27 protein-coding genes, 1 tRNA gene and 1 pseudogene are annotated in these 23,248 nt (G+C 58.4%); 16 read left to right on the top strand and 13 right to left on the bottom strand.

Features of this window, described 5'->3' with window-relative positions; all coding sequences use genetic code 11:
* Window positions 1–152: 152 nt before the first annotated feature.
* The 7 genes from RGAI101_RS17605 to RGAI101_RS17575 all read right to left on the bottom strand — a co-directional run bounded on the left by RGAI101_RS17605 (window position 153) and on the right by RGAI101_RS17575 (window position 5,835).
* Complete coding sequence (locus RGAI101_RS17605; RefSeq protein WP_008228189.1) at window positions 153–791, bottom strand: DsbA family oxidoreductase; 639 nt, start codon at window positions 789–791, stop codon at window positions 153–155.
* Window positions 791–1,414 (bottom strand): NAD(P)H:quinone oxidoreductase, encoded by a 624-nt coding sequence (gene wrbA, locus RGAI101_RS17600; RefSeq protein ID WP_008227178.1) that lies wholly within the window; start codon window positions 1,412–1,414, stop codon window positions 791–793. The genes RGAI101_RS17605 and wrbA overlap by 1 nt, the downstream gene beginning before the upstream one ends.
* A 106-nt stretch (window positions 1,415–1,520) precedes the next feature.
* Window positions 1,521–2,408: a LysR family transcriptional regulator gene (locus RGAI101_RS17595; RefSeq protein ID WP_008228262.1), complete on the bottom strand. Its 888-nt coding sequence runs from the start codon at window positions 2,406–2,408 to the stop codon at window positions 1,521–1,523.
* A gap of 197 nt (window positions 2,409–2,605) precedes the next feature.
* Window positions 2,606–3,130 carry an AAA family ATPase gene (locus tag RGAI101_RS17590; RefSeq protein WP_037228679.1) on the bottom strand — a complete coding sequence of 175 codons (525 nt, stop codon included), beginning with the start codon at window positions 3,128–3,130 and terminating at the stop codon, window positions 2,606–2,608.
* A gap of 53 nt (window positions 3,131–3,183) precedes the next feature.
* On the bottom strand, window positions 3,184–3,879 hold the full coding sequence (locus tag RGAI101_RS17585) for a DUF4386 domain-containing protein (protein ID WP_008225280.1): 696 nt from the start codon (window positions 3,877–3,879) through the stop codon (window positions 3,184–3,186).
* A gap of 136 nt (window positions 3,880–4,015) precedes the next feature.
* Entirely contained in the window at window positions 4,016–4,801 is a 786-nt protein-coding gene (locus RGAI101_RS17580) for an SDR family oxidoreductase (protein WP_008228142.1), read from the bottom strand.
* Window positions 4,802–4,854: 53 nt separating this feature from the next.
* Window positions 4,855–5,835, bottom strand: coding sequence for an NAD(P)-dependent alcohol dehydrogenase (locus RGAI101_RS17575; RefSeq protein WP_008226173.1), 981 nt, complete (start codon window positions 5,833–5,835; stop codon window positions 4,855–4,857).
* 97 nt (window positions 5,836–5,932) lie between these two features.
* Here RGAI101_RS17575 and RGAI101_RS17570 point away from each other — a divergent pair, with 97 nt between their 5' ends.
* The 10 genes and pseudogenes from RGAI101_RS17570 to RGAI101_RS17530 all read left to right on the top strand — a co-directional run bounded on the left by RGAI101_RS17570 (window position 5,933) and on the right by RGAI101_RS17530 (window position 13,754).
* Window positions 5,933–6,817, top strand: coding sequence for a LysR family transcriptional regulator (locus RGAI101_RS17570; RefSeq protein ID WP_008224934.1), 885 nt, complete (start codon window positions 5,933–5,935; stop codon window positions 6,815–6,817).
* A gap of 568 nt (window positions 6,818–7,385) precedes the next feature.
* Complete coding sequence (locus tag RGAI101_RS17565) at window positions 7,386–8,126, top strand: phosphate/phosphite/phosphonate ABC transporter substrate-binding protein (protein ID WP_008225820.1); 741 nt, start codon at window positions 7,386–7,388, stop codon at window positions 8,124–8,126.
* A 365-nt stretch (window positions 8,127–8,491) separates the two neighbouring features.
* Window positions 8,492–8,608, top strand: a pseudogene (locus RGAI101_RS21665) (YaeQ family protein); the annotation flags it as partial.
* A gap of 298 nt (window positions 8,609–8,906) precedes the next feature.
* A complete protein-coding gene (locus RGAI101_RS17555) occupies window positions 8,907–9,323 on the top strand; it encodes a VOC family protein (RefSeq protein WP_008225958.1) in 417 nt (138 codons plus the stop codon).
* Window positions 9,324–9,624: 301 nt separating this feature from the next.
* Complete coding sequence (locus RGAI101_RS17550) at window positions 9,625–10,818, top strand: tyrosine-type recombinase/integrase (RefSeq protein WP_008225429.1); 1,194 nt, start codon at window positions 9,625–9,627, stop codon at window positions 10,816–10,818.
* A complete protein-coding gene (locus RGAI101_RS17545; RefSeq protein WP_157044692.1) occupies window positions 10,769–11,506 on the top strand; it encodes a hypothetical protein in 738 nt (245 codons plus the stop codon). The genes RGAI101_RS17550 and RGAI101_RS17545 overlap by 50 nt, the downstream gene beginning before the upstream one ends.
* A gap of 82 nt (window positions 11,507–11,588) precedes the next feature.
* Entirely contained in the window at window positions 11,589–11,759 is a 171-nt protein-coding gene (locus RGAI101_RS21660) for a helix-turn-helix transcriptional regulator (RefSeq protein ID WP_083792065.1), read from the top strand.
* 112 nt (window positions 11,760–11,871) lie between these two features.
* Window positions 11,872–12,159: a hypothetical protein gene (locus RGAI101_RS17540; protein WP_008228421.1), complete on the top strand. Its 288-nt coding sequence runs from the start codon at window positions 11,872–11,874 to the stop codon at window positions 12,157–12,159.
* A gap of 260 nt (window positions 12,160–12,419) precedes the next feature.
* Window positions 12,420–12,809, top strand: coding sequence for a hypothetical protein (locus RGAI101_RS17535; protein WP_008226320.1), 390 nt, complete (start codon window positions 12,420–12,422; stop codon window positions 12,807–12,809).
* Window positions 12,810–13,109: 300 nt separating this feature from the next.
* Window positions 13,110–13,754 carry a hypothetical protein gene (locus RGAI101_RS17530; protein ID WP_008227652.1) on the top strand — a complete coding sequence of 215 codons (645 nt, stop codon included), beginning with the start codon at window positions 13,110–13,112 and terminating at the stop codon, window positions 13,752–13,754.
* Between the two features lie 261 nt (window positions 13,755–14,015).
* On the opposite strand, the gene RGAI101_RS17525 is transcribed toward RGAI101_RS17530, so the two are convergent.
* The 4 genes from RGAI101_RS17525 to RGAI101_RS17510 all read right to left on the bottom strand — a co-directional run bounded on the left by RGAI101_RS17525 (window position 14,016) and on the right by RGAI101_RS17510 (window position 16,576).
* On the bottom strand, window positions 14,016–14,978 hold the full coding sequence (locus RGAI101_RS17525) for a GAF domain-containing protein (RefSeq protein WP_008228668.1): 963 nt from the start codon (window positions 14,976–14,978) through the stop codon (window positions 14,016–14,018).
* 154 nt (window positions 14,979–15,132) lie between these two features.
* Window positions 15,133–15,219 (bottom strand) — tRNA-Leu (locus tag RGAI101_RS17520).
* 97 nt (window positions 15,220–15,316) lie between these two features.
* The gene (locus RGAI101_RS17515; RefSeq protein ID WP_037228670.1) at window positions 15,317–15,793 is read right to left on the bottom strand and encodes an Lrp/AsnC family transcriptional regulator; all 477 of its coding nucleotides are present in this window, start codon (window positions 15,791–15,793) and stop codon (window positions 15,317–15,319) included.
* A gap of 141 nt (window positions 15,794–15,934) precedes the next feature.
* Window positions 15,935–16,576, bottom strand: a complete 642-nt coding sequence (locus tag RGAI101_RS17510) for a hypothetical protein (RefSeq protein ID WP_008226338.1) — start codon at window positions 16,574–16,576, stop codon at window positions 15,935–15,937.
* A gap of 76 nt (window positions 16,577–16,652) precedes the next feature.
* Here RGAI101_RS17510 and RGAI101_RS17505 point away from each other — a divergent pair, with 76 nt between their 5' ends.
* The 3 genes from RGAI101_RS17505 to RGAI101_RS17495 all read left to right on the top strand — a co-directional run bounded on the left by RGAI101_RS17505 (window position 16,653) and on the right by RGAI101_RS17495 (window position 18,639).
* Window positions 16,653–17,396: a rhomboid family intramembrane serine protease gene (locus RGAI101_RS17505; protein ID WP_008226892.1), complete on the top strand. Its 744-nt coding sequence runs from the start codon at window positions 16,653–16,655 to the stop codon at window positions 17,394–17,396.
* A complete protein-coding gene (locus RGAI101_RS17500) occupies window positions 17,393–17,770 on the top strand; it encodes a GFA family protein (protein WP_008225882.1) in 378 nt (125 codons plus the stop codon). Before RGAI101_RS17505 ends, RGAI101_RS17500 begins: the two co-directional genes overlap by 4 nt.
* A 194-nt stretch (window positions 17,771–17,964) precedes the next feature.
* Window positions 17,965–18,639, top strand: a complete 675-nt coding sequence (locus RGAI101_RS17495; protein ID WP_008228676.1) for a type 1 glutamine amidotransferase domain-containing protein — start codon at window positions 17,965–17,967, stop codon at window positions 18,637–18,639.
* A 144-nt stretch (window positions 18,640–18,783) separates the two neighbouring features.
* Here the strand turns inward: RGAI101_RS17495 and RGAI101_RS17490 are convergent, their stop codons facing one another.
* On the bottom strand, window positions 18,784–19,569 hold the full coding sequence (locus RGAI101_RS17490; RefSeq protein WP_008226943.1) for an inositol monophosphatase family protein: 786 nt from the start codon (window positions 19,567–19,569) through the stop codon (window positions 18,784–18,786).
* 165 nt (window positions 19,570–19,734) lie between these two features.
* On the opposite strand from RGAI101_RS17490, the gene RGAI101_RS17485 reads away from it, so the two are divergent.
* Window positions 19,735–20,775, top strand: coding sequence for an NADP-dependent oxidoreductase (locus tag RGAI101_RS17485; protein WP_008226022.1), 1,041 nt, complete (start codon window positions 19,735–19,737; stop codon window positions 20,773–20,775).
* 30 nt (window positions 20,776–20,805) lie between these two features.
* Here RGAI101_RS17485 and RGAI101_RS17480 read toward each other — a convergent pair whose 3' ends face one another.
* Window positions 20,806–21,711 (bottom strand): LysR family transcriptional regulator, encoded by a 906-nt coding sequence (locus tag RGAI101_RS17480; RefSeq protein WP_008228150.1) that lies wholly within the window; start codon window positions 21,709–21,711, stop codon window positions 20,806–20,808.
* A 95-nt stretch (window positions 21,712–21,806) separates the two neighbouring features.
* Between RGAI101_RS17480 and metF the strand changes: the two genes are divergently transcribed.
* Window positions 21,807–22,673, top strand: a complete 867-nt coding sequence (gene metF / locus RGAI101_RS17475) for a methylenetetrahydrofolate reductase [NAD(P)H] (RefSeq protein WP_008229403.1) — start codon at window positions 21,807–21,809, stop codon at window positions 22,671–22,673.
* Window positions 22,674–22,746: 73 nt separating this feature from the next.
* Window positions 22,747–23,232 carry a PaaI family thioesterase gene (locus RGAI101_RS17470; protein WP_008226463.1) on the top strand — a complete coding sequence of 162 codons (486 nt, stop codon included), beginning with the start codon at window positions 22,747–22,749 and terminating at the stop codon, window positions 23,230–23,232.
* Window positions 23,233–23,248: the final 16 nt, after the last annotated feature.

The raw sequence follows: 23,248 nt of genomic DNA, 5'->3' as shown, positions 1-23,248 counted from the left end.
TTTTGAGGGGCTCACCAGAGTGCGTGAATGGACAAACGCGGGCGCTTTGGCCAAGGTCCGACGCCGATGTCCCGCAACAGGTGGGCGGAACGTTACGAAGAGCCATTGGGTGGCGTTGCCGGTCGTCACGACGAATGAGCGAGAGTTTTAGTTTAGGCGATGATGCGAAGCGCGGCGCGAAGTTGCGCTGCCAGATCCTCGCGCGGTCCGTTCACAAGCCGGGTACCGGTCTCGCGGACGATGAGCGCGGGGATCAAGCGAACCTGGCGCGTGCGGGCGTAGTGTCGGTCGGCCTCGACTGCGCGCGCCGCGGCCGGTTGGTCGAACGCCTCCGCGAAGGCTGCCGCCTCAAAGCCTAGGTCACGCGCGACTTGCAGGATGGTCTCGGGATCGGCGATGTTCCGGGCCTCGGTGAGGTGCGCGCGCTGGAGCCGGTCGAACATGTCCCAATGGGCGGACTGTCCGCCTGCAAGTTCCGCCACCTTGCAAGCGAGCGCCGCTGTCATCCCGTGAGGATAATCGAACGGGGCTGCCCGCATTGCGTCGATATTGACGAGATCTGGCCGGTCGCTGACCTGCCGGCAAACCGACCAGTGCCCAAGAATAGTGTCTCGGGCCTGTTCGGGACCGCCCCAGCGCGCCGCCATCTCGTCGCGGCTCGCCTGCAGGACAAAGGTGCGGTGCCGGACATCAAGGTCGAACTCGGCTGCTAGGTCACGCATCCGAGACGATATGTTGAAGCACCAGCAGCAGACCACGTCGTGAAAGAAATCGATGGTGAGGGAAGCCATTAAGCTGCCTCCTCTTGCAGGTTAAGCCCGGCAAGCCGCGCGGCGATACGGGTGACATGCGCGCCCTGGAACCGCGCTCCGGCAAGGTCGATTTCGGAAGGTGTACGCGAGCCGTCCGCGCCAGCGATGGTGCCCGCGCCATAGGGTGCGCCGCCAACAATGCCCTCTGCTGTCGTCTGACCGGCGAAGCTGTACGGCATGCCCGCAATGACCATGCCAAAATGCTGGAGCGGGATCTGGGTGGACAGCAACGTCGCCTCGTGACCGCCATGCTGCGATCCGGTGGAAGCGAAGACAGCCGCGACCTTGCCGACAAGCGCATTTCGCGCCCAGAGGCTGCCAGCCTGGTCGAGAAAGGATTTCATCTGCCCGGCCATCATTCCGAAACGGGTCGGCGTCCCGAAGATGATCGCGTCGTAGGATTCAAGATCGGCGGGTACTGCAACAGGCGTATCATCGGCGGCAAACCCAGCCTTCTGCTGGATGTCGTCCGGGACCGTTTCCGGCACGCGGCGGATATCGACATGGGTGTCGGGCACGGCGCGCGCGCCCTCGGCCTCAGCTTGGGCCAGCGCACGAACATGGCCATAGCTGGAGTAGTAAAGAACAAGAATTCGGGTCATGGGATCCACTCAGGTTTGAAGTTTCGATGCCTGAGAAGATCGGTCATGCGGCGCGCCGGAATAACCGCCGCATTGTCACTTCATTCTTTACGCTGGTTGAAGAATGTCAGGACCGAAGTGCCGTCCGGAGATGATCGAGAAAGGCGGTCACCTTTGTGTCCATACCAAGCCGGGACGCCGTCACGGCAAAGATTTCCGGTGAGGGCAGCTCCCAACCTGGAAGCACACGCACCAGTTCTCCGCGCCTCTCGGGGCCATCAGAAACGAAATCCGGCAAGGTGCCGATCCCTTGTCCCGCGATCAGAAGATCGCGCAGCACAAGGCTGTTGCCAACGCGCACCTTCGGGTCAAGATCCAGCGCGTACGTGTCCGACGGTCCGGTAAGAGCCCAGGTCGTCAGGTGATCAGCCAAAAGGAATCCGACCACCCTGTGCCGACGAATATCCTCGGGGTCCTGCGGCACGCCAGCATGTTCCAGATAAGAGGGGGAGGCAAAAATTCGTTGCCGCATCGTGCCTATCTTGCGCGCGACCAGCGCCGAATTCGGCATCGCTGCCCGGATGCGGATCGAGACATCGAACCCGCCCTCAATCATGTCGACCACGCGGTCATCAAGGGATAGCGTCAGCCGGATATCGGGATAGGTCTCAAGAAAACCCGGTAGAACCGGCGCGATGACCGTCTGCCCGAATGAGCTGGACGCATTGACCTTGAGATGGCCGCGTACCGCGCCTGCACCGTCCCTGATGCGGTTCTCAATATTGGTGACGGCGTCGAGGATCCCGATCGCCTCGTCGAAATAAAGCCGCCCTGCATCGGTCACTGACATGGAACGCGTCGTACGGGTCAGCAGCGTGCTGCCAAGGCTTTCCTCAAGCAATTTGACCTCGCGGCTGAGCAGTGCCGGCGAAACACCGAGATCCTCCGCCGCGCGCGCAAAACTGCCGCGTTCGACGATGCGGCGGAAGGCGTGCATGACAGAAAGCTTGTCCACTTGGGTGACCCCCGGTTCGGTTGACGAACGATCCTCAAAAGACCGCACATTCGAACGAATAGCATGAAACGCCCGGCGTTGTTAATGACGCGGCTGCGTCGCGTTCCGGCCAAGGCAAAGAACCAGCAACACGGTGCACACTGCCCTCACCATGCGAAACCGTAGCCCTAAGGGCGAAAGGTCATGCACTTTCCCGGTCATTTGCATAAAGTCCCGGGCACCGCATCGAGAGGATCGTCGTGGATCACGAGATTGAACCCTTCGTCCGGTGTTGGCGCGGCGAAGTGACTTGCGAATTGGCGGGATTGGACTTCCGTCACCGCGAAGGGGTGATCCCCGGCCACGTTTCGCGCGCGTAGCCTGGCAAGGCAGACCTCGTTGGGGACATTCAACACATGAAGCTGGTGGGCGACTTCCACGCCCCTAAGGATGCCCCCCACCCAGCCGCGTTGCGCGACGGTGTTCGCCGGGAAGTCGAGGACGACCGAAACGCCTGCGTCAAGCATCGCAGCCACATGACGACCCATTGCGCTTCGTAACTTCGTTGAGCAGCGCACGTAATCCACCAGCGAATGCAGTTCTTCTGCAAAGATCGCGTCCAGCCAGGTGTCTTCTGCAACAAGAACCGTTCCGGGCGCAGCCGCGAGCTGCGCGGCGAATGTCGACTTTCCGGAAGTGATCTTTCCACAGAGGATGTGCAGTGTTGGATGTTCGGAGGACATGGCGAAAATCTCCTTGAGTGGGGAGGATGGATTTGCTCGACCGGCGCGACCGGTCACACTCCCGACGCCGGCAAGCGCGAAGACCGCTGAAGAAGCAGCCGGAGACAGAAAGCGGTCTCGGCCAGGATTGTCAGCCCGTAAGCCGGTGCGAACATCGCCGAGACCTCAGGGGCGAAGAACCGTAAAACGCTACCGATAAGGTAAACAGATCCGGCTATCCCCAGACCGGCACCAAAAACCTTCGCAAAGAGACCCGAACGCCAGACCAGTGCCCCCATCAAAAGGCTGTTCACGCCGAAGAACACAAGGCCAAGGTCGTAGCCGTGGGCGTGCAGGTCGAGAAACACCAGCGCGAGCGCGGGGGCATCGGTCTGACTATCGGTGCTGGAGAGAAGCAGCCATGCCGCCTGCATCGCCAGCAGGTTTGCCGCAATCAGAACGGTCTGGATCAGCCGGAAGATCATCGCAGCCAAGGCCATATTCGGCGCTGTGGTGCGAAAGATTAGATAGAACAGGATCGCCAGACCCGCATCACAGAGCGCCATCACAAGGTCGGCGGCAAGGGCCAGCCGGAACTGGCCAGGTGCTGCAAGGATCGCGGCGGCGGTGCCATCTGGATCGCCGAAGTCGATCAAGGGGCCGCGAAGGCCCAGTTCGGCACCAAGGCCCGTGATGATGATGACCAAGTAGAGCACCCCGGCAATGCGGATCTTGTGCACAAGGTCGGGGTTCACGGTGTGGTCGGTCAAAATTACAATCCCTCGGAAATATCATGAAAAGCCGCGCGTCTACGGCGTGCATGGTACGCAGCGACCCTGACTAGCGCCCGCGACCGGCGAAGGCCATTTTGGCCACCCTGTTGGCCCAAAGCCCGTCGTTCTGTGTTCAGTCCGCCGTTGGTGCTGCGGCCGAGCCTGCGAGCAGCCCTCCGTCGACAGTTAATTCCGTCCCGGTCATGTAGGCCGCCTCATCTGAAGCAAGCAGCACTGCGATGGAGGCTACTTCTTCGACTGTGCCAAACCGGCGCATCGGTGTGTCCGCCACGAATGCGGCCATGCGCGCCTCGCGGTCCGCACCGTTGCCCAGCATCGGCTCCCACATGGGCGTGAGGATGGCGGCCGGATGGATCGAATTGCACCGGATATTCAGCCCCTGCTCGGCGCAGTAAAGCGCGACGGACTTGGTGTGGTTCCGCACGGCGGCCTTGGACGACGCATAGGCCGCTGCCGCAGGAATACCCACAAGCCCGGATCGAGACGATATGTTGATGATCGATCCGGCCCCCTTGTCCCGCATCGCGCCGATCGCGTAGCGGCAACCCAGGAATGTGCCATCCAGGTTCACCCTGTGCACCGCCCGCCAGTCGGCCAGCGTGGCGTGCTCCGGGTCATGGGGGCGCATGGCATCTTCAAAGCCGGTGATCCCGGCATTGTTCACCAGCACGTCGCAGGCGGGCCACCTCTGGGCGAGCGCGGCCCAATCGGCCTCGGATGCCACGTCAAGGCACTGGTGATGCGCGCCGATCTCTTCGGCGATCGAAGCAGCAGACTTCGCCACCATGTCGGTCACGACAACGGTTGCGCCTTCCCGAGCGAAGGCTCGCGCAATGGCCGCGCCAATCCCGCGGCCCGCGCCTGTCACAATGCATGTTTTCTTACTCAAACGTCCCATTCAACCTTCCTTTCCCTTCAAAACTTTCAGACGAAACCCGGGTAATGCGGCTGTCAGACGACGACCACGTTCCCACGCTTGTGCCCCGTTTCCATGTGGCGGTGGGCTTCGATCAGATCGGCCAAAGGATATACCCGCGAAAGTACCGGGGACAGTGTTCCCGCCTCGACCATCGCCAGAAGACACTTCAGGTGCGTGCGCAAAAGCTCGTGCGACTGAAGGCCAGCAGCGGCGAAACGGGCCCTGCGCCCCCCGGTCATGCGGCTTTTCAGCATCGCACCAAAAAGCGGCAGCGTCAGCACGGGGCAGATGTAGCGTCCGGTCTCGGTCAGTCGCGCCCTGGCCATCTTGAATGAGCTGACCCCCACGGTATCGTAAATTACGTCGTAGCGGTCTGGCAGGGCGGTGAAATCCTCTTTTGTGTAATCTATGACCCGTCCGGCCCCAAGCCCCGCGACGAAGTTCACGTTCCGCGTGCTGCAGGTGGCGGTGACATGGGCTCCGGCGGCAGCAGCGATCTGCACCGCCGCAGAGCCAAGGCTGCCGGAACCGCCAAGGATCAAAATATGCTGCCCGAACTGCAACTGCGCAATCTTGTGCAGGAAATGATACGAGGTCAACGGACCGTCACACATCACGGCTGCCTCCTCGTGCGACAGTGCCTCAAGCTTCTTCAACAGGACGCCGCCTGCATCCAGGCAAATGTGGCTGGCATTCGCTCCGAACCTGAGCCCCGCCTCGCCGAAGACAGCATCGCCCACCGTAAACCGGGTGACCTTCTCCCCCACCGCGATCACCTCGCCCGACAGCCCCGTGCCCGACAGGTTCTGGCGCGGGCGGCGCAGGCCAAGAAAGGGACGCGCAAAAAGGGGCGTGCCGGCCCGCATCATCCCATCTGCGCGGGTGACGGCAGACGCGCGGATGCGGATCAGGATTTCGGCGGGACCAGGTGCCGGAAGGGGCCGCGTCACAGGGCGAAGGACCTCGGGTGCGCCGTAACGTCCGATGCGCCAGGCAGATAGGGTTGCAGTCATTTCGTTCTCCGTCCGGTTGGGTTAATTCTGATTTACCGGACCGAATACTCACCGCATATTGCCAGAATCGGACCGGTGTGGTTCATAATCGTTCCATATGGTGGATTGGAAATCTCTCCCGGCATTTTTGGCCGTTGCGCGCGCGGGCTCGCTGCGCGGGGCTGCCGAACAGTTAAACGGCACCCACGCGACCGTGCGCCGGCAGGTCGAAGGGCTCGAGGCGCAACTGGGTGTCCAGCTCTTTCGGCGCAGCGCGGGGGGGCTGGACCTGTCGGCGGCGGGCCGCAAGCTGCTGCCGCAGGCGCTCGAGGCCGAAACGGCGTTGCGCCAAGGCTTCAACGCGGTGCGCGGGCTCGACAGCGAGGCGGCGGGTCGCATCCGCCTGTCGGCCGATCCGATGACCGCGCACTTTCTGCTTGCCCCAGTCTTGGGCGAGTTCCTGACACTCTATCCCGACATCCATATCGACATGAACCTGTCCTACGCCATCGACTCGATCGAGAAGCTGGAGACCGACGTATCGATCCGCCATGTGCGGGAGATCGACGGGGATGCCGTAGGACGCAAGTTGTTCCCGCTGTCGCTGGGCGTATTCGCCTCTCGAGACTATCTTGACAGGCATCTGCACGACGCGGGGCCGCGCGGCGAAGGCTTGACCTGGCTCGGCTACGGCGAAGTGCCGGAACTTCAGGCCATGATCGCCGCCTCGCCATTTCCGCGCGCGGCCGTGCGCCATGCCATCGCCGATCCGGCGATGCACATGCATCTTGCGCGGGCCGGCGTCGGGATGACCTTTCTGGCGACTTGGGTGCAAAGCGTCTTTCCCGAATTGGAAAGGGTGCGGGGCACCGAGCTTGATCAGAGCCGATCGACCTGGGTGCTCATGCACGGCGACCTGCGCCGGGTGCAACGGGTCAGGCTCTTCGTCGATTTCCTCTACGAGAGCTTGCTTGAACGACGCTCGGACTTCATCGGGCGGTGACGCCTAGCGAAGCCGAACAGTCGCGCGTTCTTTTGACACGCCACCAAGCCTCTCGGTCGCTCGACCAGAAACGCCCCGATTATAGCGGCGCGCCGCCCCGCTTGTGTCAGGCCCCTGCCCCGGCAGGCCATGGCAAGCATCGCCCCCTAAAAGTATCCGAAGAGGCCAATCTGCGCATCACATGAATGACCGCTCTGACAAGGCTGCACTGCAGCCATGGTAGACGAATTGAGCTTCAGCAGTGGGGCATTCGTGACTTTGATCGCGGCGTGGACATAAGGGGCGGAAAACTGGAGCCTATTTAGGTAGCGACGGCCGACTTGTTCTGTAAATTTCATCGCATTGGATCGCGGCAGAATTTTCAATAGGCGAATTACCGTCTGCTTTTGACTTGAGCGCCTCCCCTGCAACCTGGCAGCCTTGGTTTAAGGGAAAGTTTCTAAGCCAGCAAAATGCTAAAGTATGTAATATGACTCAGATTATGTGGCTCCCGTGAGCTCTTCCCGATTTGTAACGCGTTGCCATAGCGCTGCCGACATGCGGTGGCTTTTAAAAGGAAAGACGTTAGATGATTGCCAGCCTGATGATGTACCAGCGGCCGCAACTGGTTCAGGCGCATGAACGCTATTGGACCCTGATCCGCAAACACCTGTGCGACGCCGGGATGGATAGCCCCGAAGCGCTGTCGCAAGACGCCGCAGAATTTGATGTCTGGAACCACCCCGAACTGGTCCTAAGCCAGACATGCGGGATGCCCTACCGCATGTGGCTGCATGACAAAGTCCAGCTGGTCGGCACCCCGGATTTCGGGTTGGCCGGCTGTCCGGCGGGATATTATCGCAGTGCCATTATTGTCCGCGCCGATGATGCCCGAACAGAGTTAACAGCGTTCAAGGGTGCGGTCTTTGCGTATAATCAGACGTTTTCGCAATCGGGGTACGCAGCCCCGTTTTGGCATCTGAAGCCCGAAGGGTTCTGGTTTGAACACCGACTGCACGTCGAACAGCATCTTGAAGCAGCCCGGGCCGTAGCAACAGGGCGGGCCGACATCGCGTCCATTGATGCTGTGACATGGCGCAACATCGAGAAGTACGAGCCATTTGCAAGCGGGTTGCGTGTTCTGGATTGGACCAAGCCCACGCCCGGACTGCCTCTTATCACGGCCTTGGGCAACGATGCGGATCTGATTTTCGATGCCATACAAAGCGCGATCGTCGAATTGGACGAACAAAGCAGATCTCAGCTAGGGTTAAAAAGTGTCGTGAAAATACCGAAGGGGAATTATCTGAACGTACCCAATCCTGATTAGATCAGATTTCCGCATTGGTGGCCGCTACTTCTCTTCCCGATGCTAAACGACGGTATAGATTAGTCGCGCCCGCTTGAAAGACGCGCAACATAGCGCGCTTTAGCTGTGGCTCAGCGCGGGTTGTGCAACATCATGGGAAGCAACGAGGCCATGCCTGCTGGTCCGGCTTGCCCGTTCAGGCGCGCCGATATGAACGCCCGGTTTATACAGGCCGACTGTACTGCGTCGGTAGCTTAATCAACGTGGCATCACTTATTTGCCACCGAAATAGTCAGGTGCCGTCCATTATCTGCATTCACTACGATCTGAATTCACAACGCCGCAAGACGCATTAGGCATCCCAGTCTTCGAAAGCAGGGCAGATCATGGCGCAAAAAGCCATCATTCATAAAGTTGAGCTTTCTGTTTCCGACATGGGCCGTCACGATTATGAGACCCATAAACTGATCGTTGCCAAACATACCTCGGAAACGGATGAACAGTTTGAGTTTCTCAACGGTGCTCGACTTCTTCAGATGTGGTGTGCCACCGACTGCTTCGGCCAATCTGCGCGGCATAGCGGGTTCCTAGATGAAGGAGTCCCAAGGGCCGTTCGTGTGCCTCTGATATCAAAGAGTGGAAAGCTGACACTATCCGCAGCATGGACCAAGGTCCGGTGTGCAGGCCGGAGCGTCGTTTCGCCGGGCGTGCACTAAGGTCAGCATTGGCAGTCGATGACAATGGTTCGAACAGGAGCTATTCTCGAACCGAGGTTCAAAGTCCTTATAGAGGAGACGTCGGATGATTGCCTATGTCACGGTCGGTGCGGACGACATGGTAAGCGCAGAACGGTTCTACTCTGCCTTTTTGCACACCCTCGGCTATGCCCTCGAAGAATACAATGGCGACTTGAGTTACATCCCACCGGCACAACCAGGTCAAAAATCGACCTCGCCCGATTTCTATGTAAAACGCCATTTCGACGGCGGTCCTTCATCGGCTGGTAACGGTTGCATGTTGGCATTTGAGGCAAGCAGTCAAGCACAAGTTCGCGAACTTCACGCGGCAGCCCTTGCTGCTGGTGGAGCCGACGAAGGTCAGCCGGGCTTTCGTGCTTCATACGGCTCTCATTTCTACGTTGGCTATCTTCGCGATCCTCACGGAAACAAGCTTGCGTTGTTCTGCGACACTCCAGACGAAGCTGAACGCGGCAACTGAAATCAAACGATTGCTGACATTCGTGCGTTTCGACGGTGCTGTTGGTGCCTGGCTATCGCAGGGATGCAAATTCATTCCGTAGTGACCTAAATCTCAATTCAAAGAACAAAGCCGTGATATCTAATATTATCTTTTGAAATACTGGTGCGGGCGGTGGGCATCCAAGTCCTATATCTTGATGCACCACGGAACGCCGCACATCCAATAAAATAGGCGTATTTATTGATTTAGCTGTTTGATGGTACTTCACAACACCCCACAGCATACCATATGTTGAGGGGGATTGAGAGGTGGATCAAAAATGAGCCGCGCAACAAATCGACTAAGTGCATCGACCATCAAGAACGCACCCGCTGGCAAACATGCTGACGGCGGCGGGCTTTGGTTGGTCAAGCGGGCCGATGGCGGCGCGCAATGGGTGCTGCGCGTCACACCGCACGGCAGACGCCGCGAAATGGGCCTTGGGGCATATCCCGATGTTTCATTGAAAGAGGCGCGCGCCTCCGCAGAGCAATGGCGCGCGTTGGTGCGGCAAGGTCTGGACCCGATCAAGGAACGCGAACGCCAGCGACGTGAGGCGGCGCGAAATATCCACCAGCTGACTGATATCGCGCTGGACGCGTTTGAAAGCCGCAAGGCTGAACTTAAAGGTGACGGCAAGGCAGGCCGTTGGTTTTCGCCTCTTGAATTGCACATCTTGCCCAAGCTGGGCCAAGTGCCTGTGGCTGATATCGACCAGAAGGATATCCGCGACACCTTGGCCCCAATCTGGCACACCAAAGCCGCGACCGCTGACAAGGCTATGAGCCGTCTTAGCATCGTCTTGCGCCACGCGGCGGCGCTGGGCCTAGAGGTGGATCTGCAAGCAACCGAAAAAGCCAAGGCGCTGCTAGGCAAACAACGCCACACGGTGACAAACGTGCCTTCTCTGGCGTGGCAGGACGTACCAGCGTTCTATCAGTCGCTTGGGGGCAGCATCACAGAACTGGCCTTGCGTTTGCTTATCCTGACGGGAACACGGTCCGGGCCGCTGCGCAATATCCATGTGGATCAGATCGACGGTGACGTGTGGACCATTCCCGCAGAGGGCATGAAAGGCCGCAAGGACGCCACCAAAGACTTTCGCATCCCCTTATCAGCAGAGGCGCAACACGTCATCGCAGAGGCCCGCAAATTCGCCCGTGATGGCTTGCTGTTTCCCGGCGTCAAGCGTGGCGTTATCTCTGACATGACCATGACCGCCCTGATGGATCGGCGCGGCATGAAAGAGCGCCCCCACGGGTTCCGCACATCTTTGCGCGTGTGGCTAGCAGAGGCGACAAACGCACCTCATGACGTGGCCGAAATGTGCATAAGCCATATGGTCGGGTCTAAGACGGTACAAGCGTACAAGCGCACGGATTTTCTGGAGCAAAGACGGGTTTTGATGGAGCGGTGGGCAATGCATGTGCATCAAACTGAAAAAAAGGCGGTTCCGTTTGCAAGTGCAGTTTGATGAATTTTTAGCCGTTGGTTGCCCCAACTGGCAGAGTGCAGAAGCCTATGCAGAGTGCAAAGAATGGACGCCAGAGCAATGGCGCTGGGAATTCAAACGCCGTTCGAGCGAGTTTCGTCTGGAGTTTAATAGTTTGGCAATGAAAGATTTTCATAGTCGCCATCCCGATGAGCCTATCCCTGCAATGGCAATGACTTTGCCAGAGTTTGAAAGCGCCAAGTTTCATCTCACCCCATCAAAGGCCGCTCGGTTTGGATACGGGATTCTTCGCAATCCCCTTCAAGGAATTGAAACCAACATTCTGGCATTGCAATTTGGTCCGAAAGCGCCGTCCACACTAGAGCAAAGGCTGTTGAATGGACTCACTATGGACAGGCTTTGGAACCAGAAGCTGGACCCAATCGACGTCTTGGAGCCATCGCAATTTGCAGTGGTTTTTGATCCAAACCAACCGATCAAACCACAGCTGGAGGGTATCGAAGAATACATGAAATCTAGACGCTACTGGCGGACGAAGCACATTACACGCCCTCAGCCTAGTAAGTGGGAACAGTACATCCGCACGCTAGACGCGCGTCATCAAGGCGCGACTTGGAGAGAGTGTTCAGAAATTCTTCGTGGCGGCTCAAATGAACACACGGCCCGCGACACCTATCGTCAAGCTAAGCTAACCCAAAAGAGCTTGTGATTTTTCCGGCCTATTTCTTTCACAATGGCACCGGCATCTGTTCGATGCTCCAAGGAGGTACTGCAACCAACGGAGTACCCCGATGCACTACCTTTCCTTCTCACAACTTCAAGACAAACTTGGCGGACGTGGCCGCACCACGATCTACCGTGACGTACATCTAGGCCGACTACCCAAACCAATGAAAATTGGCTCCCGCCTTTACTGGAACGAAGCCGATATCGACGCCACCCTTCAAGCAAATGCTGAATAACCACATCCCCCGCCATGCAATGCGCATGGGCGGCGGATGTAGCGTTTTCCGTGGTAGGAATGTCTGCACTCTACGCCCAGCGCCTTGCGGCATCAACCGTAAGGATTTCCCAATGTCACACGACCGTTTCTATTCCAGCGAGTCTCAGGTGTTCTGGACCTGCAAAGCCCTGTTGGACAAACGCACAATCAGCCACCGCACCGAAATAAGAGAGGTGCGCGGCTGGCGTCTTGGCGCAATCATCCACCGCCTGCGCCATCACTATGGCTGGCCTATCCATGCAGAATATCGCGGGCCGCAAAACGTGGCTTACTATTCCCTGAAAGCAGGCATCGACCGTAGCAAACTGCGCTTTCCCCCATCCGCCCGCGCGTTGGCAGATCTGGGGGTAACGCAATGACTCCCACACTCATTCGCCGCTTATGCCAGCGCTATGGCCTCACCATCACCCAAGCCCGACTTGTCGCGGCGCTGCACTATGGGGGCAAACATGACTGACCTGCACCCACGCCTAACCCGTCACAATGGCAAGTGGCACATCATGGCCCGAAAGGGGGCAGAGGGGGCCGCAGAGGCCGCTTGGATATCCATAGGGGGCTGCACATCCCAACTGACCGCCGTGCGCGTCTGGCTGGCCTGCCTTAGAGTAGGCAAGCGTTAATGGTCGGCAAACCCTACAAGCACAAGAAAAGGGGGGCTGGACGTTTCGTCCAGCTTCCCGAATGGGTGCTGGCAACGGAGGCCTGGGCCACCCTGCCCCCTGGACCCCGCGCCCTCTACATCGAACTCAAACGCCGCTACAACGGCGCGAACAATGGCGAGATATTCCTAAGCCATCGTGACGCGGCGATTGCCCTGCACGTCCATCGCAACACAGTGGGGCCGTGGTTCAAGATGCTAGAGGAACGCGGTTTCATCCATCTGACCCGCGCACCGCATCTTGGCCCATCCGGCGTTGGCCGCGCATCGACATGGGCATTGGCAGAGACCGCGACAATGGACGGTCGCAAGGCATCGGTCGCGTTCAAGAAATGGAGAAACCCCGCATAAATACCGTGCATACCTTGTCACAAATCTTGTGCATCGTTCAGCGCCGGGCGTGGTCATGCCCTGAATATGTGACGCTAGGGCTAGAATAACCATTCTCGGCGTCACCCAAAGCGGGACATATATACATCTAGCCATAGGCCGAACGGAAAGGCGGGGGGCAAGCAACTGTCTGCACCATATGCTTTCAGGACCGGACCAAGCTGCACAAAACGCGCATCCACAATTTGGGCAATCCGATTTCATCGCACCGATAGCACATGAACTCGGCTTATGATTTCGTAAAATATCAGGAGGCACCGCATGGGCGGCTATGGATCTGGACGGACGGGCTACAAACAGAAGGCAGAGCATATCAAGTCGCTGGACGTGAACCGTCTGCACCGTGAAGGCTGTCTAAGACCCGGCAGGCGGGGACATTGGATATGGTCAAGGGATGGTACGGAAACCGGACGCGTCGGCTATCATACGACCGAGCGCCATTTCGTCCTGGACTACAAGGTGCGCGTCTATGGCGGCGATTGGGAAACCATTACGCAATCAATCCCCCTGACCTACGCAGACTGCCACTATGGCGGCACCCGCCCCTATTTCCGCTGCAACGGTATTGTGCGCCGTCGCCATTGCACCCGGCGCGTCGGCAAGGTGTTCGCCGGGGGCCGATACTTTCTTTGCCGCCATTGCTACAACGTCGCCTATTCCAGCCAGTCAGAGCCGCGCTATGACCGCATGTTGCGGCGAGCAAACAAACTGCGTACCGCGCTGGGCGGCGAACCCGGAACTGCGCACTGGATAGCACCCAAGCCCAAGGGCATGTGGCAACGGACGTATCAAAGAAAGCGGTTTGAGATTGAGTGGTGCGAAAGCAAAGCAGACCAACTATTTCTCAGCAAATTTGCGCACCTCCTCAGCGCGGAGGAACGTGAGATGTTTTTCGGGCAACGCTAGTACTCAAACGCGCAGAACATTAAAATTAAAAGCCAAATCATTGTCGCCAGACAACGAGCTGGGCAAACTAATCACTTCTAGGCTGGAATTTTTTTGTTCAGTGCGCGCGATGTCAGAAGTAGCTCGCGTTTTTTAGCGTAAGCTATCGCCTTGCTTGTGGAACCAACTTTCCCGTGAAACACACCTGAAATACTTCGCTCGATATTCCGGTTCAAGCTGCCAATTTCAGTAGACTTGTAGACACCATCAACTTTAACCGTTTTACTTGTCATCCGTCTCACCCTCCTGATTATTTCTCTTTGATCTTAGTATAAACATAAGTTGCGCGATCTGGGCAGCAATATCTTGTAGTGCAGCAACAGAATATTTAGCGCGTTGCATTAGTGGGTCGTCGTCTACTTGTTGAAAGTTAACAAACCTATAGGGCTCACTACTCGTCATTATCACAACACCGAGAGGCCTCTCAGCCTCAAGCGCGATAGGTATTGCTGCCAGAGATACATAACGATTTGTGTCTTCTTCACGAAACTTCTCTGGCGGAGCTGAAATCCACGCCGAGACGTCTGGGACGCGTGCGTCAGAGCATACCAGTTCCGTCTGAAGCTCATAAGCTTTCCCCACGTGACCTTCACCTGGCTTCCAAGAACGATGTTCAACCTCGGCGTCCGAGGGTCTTGTACGATAGCAAGCTACACAAACCAGTTCCCCACGCGATTGATCGAACTCGTAGATAGCGATATTGGCGTAGTCATCGTTGAAACCAAAAAGCCGCCCTTTGTATTCCGCGATAAACTCAACAGCGGCTTTATAAAGTCGGATAGTGGTTTCTCTATCGACTGTATCAGCGGCCATTGCTTGATCTGTCAGCTCAGACAGAAGCTTCGTGAGAGCCAACCAAGCAGTCAGTGTTGTGTTGTCATGAGACAACTCACTGACGGTCTGCTCGGTTGCTTCGACCTCGGTTTCTTTAGCATGAAGACTTTTCAGAAGCTCAACCGATTGCTTATCTACAAACACCAAAACAAGGTTTGCCAAAAGCAACATAGACAGACCGACCAGCCAAATAGTGTCTGCGTTTTCCGAAAGAATTGGATGCTCAGAACCTCGAAAATAGTACCCGACAGCACTCATTCCCACACCAACAACCAAGGCGACTAGGCGCAGCGTCTTAACCGATAGAGATAAGCTATCTAGGTAGCCAGTGACGTGTTCAATTGTTTTCATTGCAACTCCTACGCTGCAATCTATCAAATTCTTGAGGACAGCCAACGACAATCGCGAATGCTATCGCCGACGAAGAGAAGGGGGTCTGAAAGGGGGATTGAATTTCATTCAAACCGATCAAGATATTGATTTTAATAAATTTTATGTGTTTTAATGGTGCGGGCGGTGGGACTCGAACCCACACGGGCACAAGGCCCAACAGATTTTAAGTCTGGTATGTCTACCATTCCATCACGCCCGCATCGAGGCGCACAATACCCGGACCGGCGGCGGTGTAAATGGCCAGATGTCTTTCTGGACGGGTCCAAAGAGCGGCTTTGGATAAAATGGTGATCCAGTCAGGTGATATCTGCGAGCATGATTTCCTTGACCGCTTCCATCACCATATAGGTCGAGGTGTTCGACACGAAGGGCAGCGTCGTGATCGTTTCGCCAAGAAACCTGCGGTAACCGTCCATGTCGCGAGTGCGCACCTTGAGCAGATAGTCGAAATTTCCAGCAATCATATGGGCCTGTTCGATTTCCGGCACCTTGGTCACAGCTTCGTTGAATGCCTTCAAGGCCGGTTCGCGTGTGTCGTTCAGGCGGACTTCGACGAATGCCACGTGATCCAGACCCAACCGGACCGGATTCAGCAAGGCACGATAGCCAAGGATGACCCCCGCGTCTTCCAGACGTCGCAGCCGCGCCTGGGTCGGTGATTTAGACAGACCGATCCGTTTGGCCAGATCGGTAATGCTGATCCGCCCGTCCTCGGCCAGAACCGATAGAATCGTCGCATCAAAGCGGTCCATCTTCACATCGTCATTTGTCATGTGAAACACCCAAGAAAAGGATCATTTATCCAGCCACACAGATACCGTCAGATGTTATCGCCGCAACCTGCCGGATATGCCAGTTTTATCTGCATGGGCCCGGACAACAGGTTCGCGTGCCCAAAGGCATGACGCCGCAGGTTAGGCAGGCGCTTGGCGGGCGATCCTGATTGCCTGCCGCACCGCCAAGACCGGCGTTGCCAAGACGGGCACGCCCATGTCCGACAGCAACATCGCAGCCCCCTGCATCGACGCCTGCGCCAGCACGATGCAAGCAGTCTGCGGGGCCGCAATCACCGCCTGCCCCACCGATTGTGCGATCTGGCGGTAAAACGCGTTCATATCGCCTGCCTCGAAATGGGGCCATGCTGCGGGGCAGATCACCACTTGGGCCTGCGCGGCGGTCCCTTTGGCGCAGTCTTCAAACAGCGCCAGGCTGGCACTGCGGGTGCTTTCCAGACAAACCGCGATCAGAACGTCTGGATAGGCCGCCGCCGCAGTCATCGCCGGCCTGTCGATCCGCAGCACAGTCGGGCGATCGAACCGGTCAACCAGCGGCCCCAAGGTCGAACAGGTGCACAGCACCGCATCTACCCCCTCGGCTCCTTCCAGCAGCGTGTGCAGGTCCTCGGCGACGGCTTCGATCCCGTCTGCTTGCGCGCGGGCCAGCAGATCGGGCCGCACGATATGATCCAGCGCACCGTCCCAGCCCTGGGCCGCAAACAAACCGTCAAAGCGGTCCACGTGGACCTGCGCCGTATGCAGGCAAGTGATCTTCACCATGGTTCCTCTCATCTGCACGACGCCACGCGATCAGGTCCTATTGACCCTACCGAACGGATGGCTAAGGGTCACGGACATGTTTCCCATTCGCGACCATAACCCGTCGGGGCGCACGCCCTATGTGACCTACCTGCTGATGGCCGTGAATATCGCCGTTTTCCTCAGCTATGTCGGGATGATGGGGAATGAACGCGCGATCAACAGCTTCTTTTTCGATTGGGCTTTGATCCCTGCCCTCGTGACTGACGGCCAAGGCTATACGGGCATCTTCACGTCGATGTTCCTGCACGGTGGCTGGATGCATCTGGCGGGCAACATGCTGTTTTTATACATCTTCGGCGACAATATCGAAGACGAGATGGGGCATGTCGGCTATCTGGTCTTCTACCTTGCCTGCGGGCTGCTGTCTGCGGGTGCGCATGTTTTTTCAGCGCCCTATTCCCCCGTGCCCATGGTCGGCGCATCCGGTGCGATTGCCGGCGTCATGGGGGGGTACCTGCTGCTGTATCCCAAGGCCAAGGTCGATATCCTGATCATCTTCATCTTTTTCTTCAAGATTATTCCGATTCCGGCCTGGATCATGCTGGCCTTGTGGCTGGGCATGCAATTCATCGGCGGAGTCGGTGCAGACCCCGATGTCGGCGGCGTGGCCTATTGGGCGCATGCGGGCGGGTTCTTTGTCGGGCTGGCGCTGACGGTCCCGCTTTGGTTGCGCCTGGGCGGCCCAAGGTTCTGGAGCCGCACCGAAGGTCACCCGCCCCACCCGGATGCAGACTATCCGATGGTGCGCAGCCGCATCCCGAAGGTAAGGCGCAAATGAAGCAACCCCCCGAAACCCACCGGGCAAGCTGCCACTGCGGTGCCGTTGTGCTTGAGGCGACATTGCCCTCAGGCCTGACGTCCGCCCGGCGCTGCACCTGCAGTTTTTGCCGCAGGCGCGGCGCGGCCGCAGTCACCGCCATCGCCAGTTCGGTCAACGTGATCCAAGGCGCAGACAACCTGACGCTTTACACATGGGGCACGGGCGTGGCGAAGCACTATTTCTGCAAGACCTGCGGCATCTACACACATCACCAGCGCCGTGCGGACCCGACCCAATGCGGCATCAATCTGGGCTGTATCGACGGGGCCGAACCCTGGACGATGGAACCCCTGCCCTACACCGACGGCATCAACCACGAGTCTGACAGGTAGCCCCGACCTGTTCGGGGTCTGCAACGCGTTTCAGCAGCAGGGTGACGCAAGGAAACGCCAGATTTCTTGCTAAATCGACCAAAGACATGGAACAGCGGCCAGCCGCGTTCGTTGGGTTGTCAGAACGTGAAGCGTGCCGTGCAGATGCCGGCAGGCCAAACGGTTCATTGCAAATGACAAAAGGATGCTTCGACATGAAAATACTTATGGTTTTGACGTCACACGACAAACTGGGCGACACCGGCAACAAGACCGGCTTCTGGCTCGAAGAATTCGCGGCACCTTACTATGTGTTCAAGGATGCAGGTGCGGATATCACCTTGGCCTCGCCTAAAGGCGGCCAGCCACCGCTGGATCCGACAAGCGATGCAGAGGATGCGCAGACCGATGCCACGAAACGGTTCAAATCTGACGACGCGGCCCAAAAGGAACTGGCCAACACGGCTGTCCTCTCCAACATTTCAGCCGACGGGTATGACGCGATCTTTTACCCCGGCGGCCACGGCCCCCTGTGGGACCTGGCAGAGGACGCAGACAGCAAGGCGCTGATCGAAACCTTCATGGCCAGCGACCGTCCCGTCGGGGCAGTGTGCCACGCGCCTGCCGTGTTCAAACACCCCAAAGGTAGCGACGGCAAATCCATCGTTTCCGGCAAGACGGTTACCGGTTTCACCAACACCGAAGAAGAAGCCGTGGGCCTCACGGATGTTGTGCCGTTCCTGGTAGAAGACATGCTGAAGGCCAACGGTGGCGACTACCAGAAGGGCGACGATTGGGCGTCTTTCGTAGTGATCGACGGCAAGCTGGTGACAGGTCAGAACCCTGCGTCCTCGGAAGAGGCGGCACATAAGCTGCTGGGCCTGCTGTAAAGTGACCCGGCCGGGAGGATCAGTTTCCGGTCCTCCCATTTTTAGGATGCAGCCAAGGCTGCGCCACCCCTGACCCAAAACGACAACGGCCTGCCCCAAAGGACAGGCCGTTTTTATTTCAGCATCGTCGCGGGGTTTTTCAGATCAACCGCGCGCGATCTTTGCAAAGCCGGAAAACAGCGCCTCGTTGGCGCAGATGATTTCGCCGTCCTGCAAGATGTCGCCTTCGGGGTTCATCGCTTCTACCATGCCGCCTGCTTCGCGCACGATCAGCAATCCCGCCGCCAGATCCCACGCATTCAACCGGCGTTCCCAATAGCCATCGTACCGTCCTGCCGCCACATAGGCCAGATCAAGCGCAGCGGCACCCCAGCGACGCACACCCGCACAGACCGGCAGAATGCGGCCCAGATCGCGCAGCGTATCGGGCAAATCCGCCCGACCGGCAAAAGGCAAACCTGTGGCGAAAATCGATTCGATCATCCGGTGACGCCCAGACACACGCAAACGCATGTCGTTCATCCAGGCACCCGAACCTTTTTCCGCAAAGAACATTTCGTCCTTGGCGGGGTCAAACACCACACCGGCAACGATCTGGCCCTTGTGTTCCAAAGCAATCGAAATCGCCCAATGCGGCAGACCGTGCAAAAAGTTCGTCGTCCCGTCCAGCGGATCAACAATCCAACGGCGTGTGGGGTCCTGCCCCTCTTCGCCGCCGCCTTCCTCGGCTAACCAGCCATAGGTGGGGCGCGCGCCCATCAATTCTTCCTTGATGATCTTTTCCGCCTGAAGATCGGCACGGCTGACAAAGTCGCCAGCGCCCTTCATGGATACCTGAAGGTTCTCGACTTCACGGAAATCCTTGACCAGCCCGCGACCTGCGCGCCGTGCGGCCTTGATCATGATATTTAGATTTGCACTGCCAACCATTTTCCGGGCCTCTCATTGGATCAGCCCTCCCTTTAAGCGCACAAACCCAGATTGCCAAGGGGCTGCCCGTACCTGACGCAACGTGTGAAGCCGGCCCGCCTTGCGTGTGGCCGCGATCCAGATACGGTGACAGCAACAAATCACAAATAAACGGAGGAACCCCACATGACCGACACAATGAAACACATCGTTCTGGCATCGCGCCCGGACGGCGCGCCCACAGCCGATAATTTCCGCCTTGAAGAAGCACCCGTGCCAACACCTGGCGACGGCGAAGTACTGGTGCGTGTCCATTACATGTCGCTCGACCCCTATATGCGCGGCCGCATGGATGACGCGAAATCCTACGCCGCCCCCGTGCCCGTCGGCGGCACGATGGAAGGCGGATCGGTCGGAGAGGTCATCGCGTCCAACAGCCCCGACTTCAAACCGGGCGATTTCGCGTTCGGCATGTTTGGCTGGGCCACCCACGGCGTGCAGCCTGCCAAGATGTTGCGCAAGGTCGACCCTGCACAGGCCCCGATCACCACATCGCTGGGTGTCCTGGGCATGCCCGGCTTTACCGGCTGGCAAGGCCTGATGGAATATGGCCGCCCCAAATCAGGTGAAACGCTGGTCGTGGCCGCCGCCACCGGTCCGGTCGGATCCATGGTCGGGCAGATCGCCAAATCCCTCGGCTTGCGCGTGGTCGGCATCGCGGGCGGTGCCGAAAAATGCGCGACCGCCAAGGACCACTTCGGCTTTGACGAATGCATTGACCACCGCGCCTATTCCGACGCCAAATCCCTGAGCGCCGCGTTGAAGGAAGCCTGCCCCAAAGGCATCGACATCTATTTCGAAAACGTCGGTGGCAAGGTGCTCGAGGCGGTGATTCCCCTGATGAACCCCCATGGCCGCATCCCGATCTGCGGCATGATCGCATGGTACAATGCCGGTGGTCTGGGTGCGAACGCAGCCGAACAGGCGCTGACCGCCCCCAAACTGTGGCGCACGATCCTGGTGAACTTCCTCAGCGTGAACGGTTTCATCATCTCGAACCACTGGGGTAACTTCCCGACCTTCCTCAAGGAAGTCGCACCAAAAGTGGCCGATGGCTCCGTCGCCGTCCAGGAAGACATCACCGAAGGGCTTGAAAACGCCCCGCAGGCTTTCATGGACCTGCTTACCGGTGGCAACACCGGCAAGGCCATCGTCAAGGTCGGCTGACGCTACAGGGCGGGACCCTTCCCGCCCCCATCAACTCTGCTGAAGCTTGCGCGCCTCTTGTCCCGCCAGCTTCAGCAACTGGTCCATATACGGCTTGCCCAGATCATCCTGCCGGACCGCTGCATACAGCCTGCGCGTGATGCCGTTTTCGGTCAGCGGCCGCGTCACGTAATCATTGCTGTATTTGACTTCGCGCACCACCCAGTCGGGCAACACCGCCACCCCGCGGTTGGATGCCACCAGCAGCAAGATCACGGCCGTCAATTCGACCTGCCGGATCGCCAGCGGCTCGACCTTGGCCGGAATCAACAGCTGGCTGAACACATCCAGCCGCGACCGTTCTACCGGATAGGTGATCAACGTTTCGGTCCGGAAATCCTTGGCCTCGATAAAATCCTTCTTGGCCAGGGGGTGATTGCTCGCAGCGACGAACACGGCCTGATAATCAAACAGCTCGACAAATTCGACACCGGGCAAGTCCTCGGGGTCGGACGACACCACCAGATCCACCTCCTCGCGCAGCAACGCAGGCAACGCATCAAAGGCCAGACCGGGGCGAATATCCACGTCTACGTCCGGCCATGACTTGCGAAACTGCTCCAGCACCGGAAACAGCCACTCAAAACAGGCGTGGCATTCAATCGCGATGTGCATGCGTCCGGTACTGCCGGCGCGCAGCCCCATGAATTCGGCCTGCGCGGCCTCGAGCTGCGGCAACACCTGCTGCGCCAGTTTCAACAACCGCAATCCTGCAGGCGACAGCTTCAACGGCTTGGAGCGTCGCACGAACAGCTCGACCCCCGCCTGATCTTCAAGGCCCTTTACCTGATGCGAGAGAGCCGATTGGGTAATGTTCATCTGTTCGGCAGCACGCGCCAAACCACCGGCTTCGTGAATCGCCTGAATGGTGCGCAGGTGGCGGAACTCAATATGCATATGAGGCGTTCCTCATGTTGAAGATGAGAGTTATGAGTTTGTTTCACAACTCAATTCATGCGACAAGAGATGAAAGCAAGAATAGGACCTTAAAAATGACATCGCCCGCCGTATCCTTCGAAGTGTTCCCGCCAAAATCCGTCGACGCGTCTTTCCGTCTGTGGGACACGGCGCAGGCGCTGGCCCCTCTGGCACCGCGGTTTTTCTCGGTCACCTACGGCGCTGGCGGTTCGACCCGCGATCTGACGCATGATTCGGCCCATGTTCTGCGCCGCACATCCGGTCTGCCCGTGGCGGCGCACCTGACCTGCGTCGGTGCCAGCAAGGCCGAAACCATGGACGTCGCCAACAGTTTTGCCGAAATCGGCGTGACCGATATTGTCGCCCTGCGCGGTGATCCGGAAAACGGTGCCAAGGTTTTCACCCCGCACCCCGACGGCTTTGCCGACAGCGTCGAGCTGATCGAGGCGCTGGCCGCCACCGGCAAATTCACCCTGCGCATCGGGGCCTACCCCGAACCGCATCCCGAAAGCGCAGATCAGGCGCAAAATATCGAATGGCTCAAGCGCAAGTTCGACGCTGGCGCGGACGAGGCGATCACACAGTTTTTCTTTGACGCAGATACATTCCTGCGGTTCCGCGATGATTGCGCGGCGGCTGGCATCACCAAGACCATCACGCCGGGCATCATGCCGATCACCAACTGGAAATCCGCGCGTGGCTTTGCATCGCGCTGTGGCACCTCGGTTCCGACTTGGCTGGATGACGCCTTTGAAACGGCGATCCGCGATGACCGCCATGATCTTCTGTCCACTGCCCTGTGCACCGAAATGTGCAGCAAACTGGTGGATGAGGGTGTCGAGAACCTGCATTTCTACACGCTCAACCGCCCCGAGATGACCCGCAGTGTTTGCCGGGCCCTTGGCGTCACGGCACAAACGTCCCTCGCGGACGTGGCGTAAAACCGATCACCGCTTGCCCTTGGGGGCACAATTCAACAAGCTTCTCCGGCACGCAACTGCCGGAGATTTTTTTATGCCACGTGTCGCCCGAGGCCCCCAAGACCTGCTGCCCCAAGCCGAAGCGCTAAAGCTATCGGGCCTCGAATTCATGCAGAAAATCTTTGATGGCACAAACCCTGGGCCACCCATCGGCCAGACAATGGGTTATGTCATCCATGATGTCTCCGAAGGCCGCGCCGTCTTTCGCGGCGCACCGGAATTCAACGTGACAAACCCCTTGGGCACGGTCCACGGCGGCTGGTACGGCACGCTGCTCGATTCCGCGATGGCCTGTGCCGTGCAAACCAAAGTGCCCCGCGGTTCGATCTACACAACGCTTGAATACAAGATCAACATCCTGCGCAGCATCCCGTTGGGCATGCAGATCGAATGCATCGGTACAATCGACCACGTGGGCCGCTCGACAGGTATCGCCCATGGCGAAATCCGCGGCGTCGAAGATGGCAAGCTCTACGCAACCGGCTCAACGACTTGCATCATCATGCAGATCGTCAAATAGCCCTTCAACTTCTCTG

It is taken from the genome of Roseobacter sp. GAI101 (genome assembly GCF_000156335.1).
Classification (GTDB): Bacteria; Pseudomonadota; Alphaproteobacteria; order Rhodobacterales; family Rhodobacteraceae; genus Sulfitobacter.
The sequence above is the reverse complement of the archived record's forward strand: the minus strand, read 5'-3'. Positions and strand labels throughout refer to the sequence as shown.